Annotated in this window: 1 protein-coding gene; it reads right to left on the reverse strand. The window is 62.9% G+C overall.

What is annotated here, in order from left to right; translation table 11 throughout:
* Positions 1 to 139 precede the first annotated feature (139 nt).
* Entirely contained in the window at positions 140 to 1,108 is a 969-nt protein-coding gene (locus tag IVA87_RS27690) for an IS110 family transposase (protein WP_247301653.1), read from the reverse strand.
* Positions 1,109 to 1,178 lie beyond the last annotated feature (70 nt).

Here is a 1,178-nt window from a genome sequence, read left to right on the forward strand (position 1 = left end):
GCCGTGCTCGCGTCCGTCAAGGCGTGGCCTGGCAACAGACCACGTGAGGTTCGAGCGAGCGACGGCCATCCTTGACGGACGCTGCGCGCGACGTCATGAGGGGCCGTAGGTCGGGACGAAGAAGCGCGTCCCGGTCGAACTAAGAAGCAGAAAGTGATCCGACCGGCGGTTCGCCGCACCACGGCGTGCCGCGGGCCACCACTGTGTTGGCGAAGATGAGCATCTTCCTGGCGCAGGCAACGAGCGCCTGTTTGTGTTCCTTTCCGGCCTTGGTCAGCCTCTGGTAGAGCTGGATGAGCTGCGGGTTCCAGCGAAACGATGCGGCCAGTGAAGCCGTATAAAGCGCGCGACGCAGCCGCTTGCGTCCGCCCTCGATATGCCGAACGCCTGACCGCTCGCCGCTGTCGTCGTCATAGGGCGCAAGGCCGGCGAGAGCGACAGCTTGCTCCCGCGTGATCCGGCCGATCTCAGGCAGACGCACCAGGATGGCCACGGCGGTCGGCAGCCCGATGCCGTCGACGCTGTTGATCAGCGCAAGCCTCTTGGCAAGGTCGGGATGCTTGCGAATCGCGGCGACCAGGGCCTTGAGTGCGGCCCTCTCACGTTGCTCCAGGCGAGCGATATCCTCGCGCCAGAGCTGGTTCATCGCCGCATTGCGGCAGCTCTCGATCCTGTTCTTGAGGCGCGCAATATCCTCACCGATCTGATCGATCATGGTCAGTTGCTCGGCGAACGGCAGCAACCGAGGATCGGGAGCGGCATGGATCTTCCGCACTGCAGCGGTGCAGGCTGCGATAAGAGCGGCATCGACCTTATCGTTCTTGGCCCGCTGCAGGTGGAATGTGGCATAGGCCCGGACCTGAGCCGGTTGAAACACCACAACCACAAACCCTTTGCGTCGCAGTTCGGCGACGACAGGCTGTTCGTAACCGCCGCTCGCCTCGATGCCGACGCGTTTGACGCGATGCTGTCGCAGCCACGTCAGCAAAGCCTCATGGCCTTCCGCCGTGTTCTTCACCTGCAACTGCTCGCGGCTGCCTTCGATCGCCACATCAAGCTTCCGTTTGCCGGTATCGATCCCGGCACAGATCGTGCTATGCTTGGCCATCTTCGTCGATCCCTCCCTTGTTATGCGAACCTAAAGTTCGTTCAACCATTCGGGTCCCGATGAAGTGCCG

Source organism: Bradyrhizobium sp. 147, from assembly GCF_023073935.1.
Classification (GTDB): Bacteria; Pseudomonadota; Alphaproteobacteria; order Rhizobiales; family Xanthobacteraceae; genus Bradyrhizobium.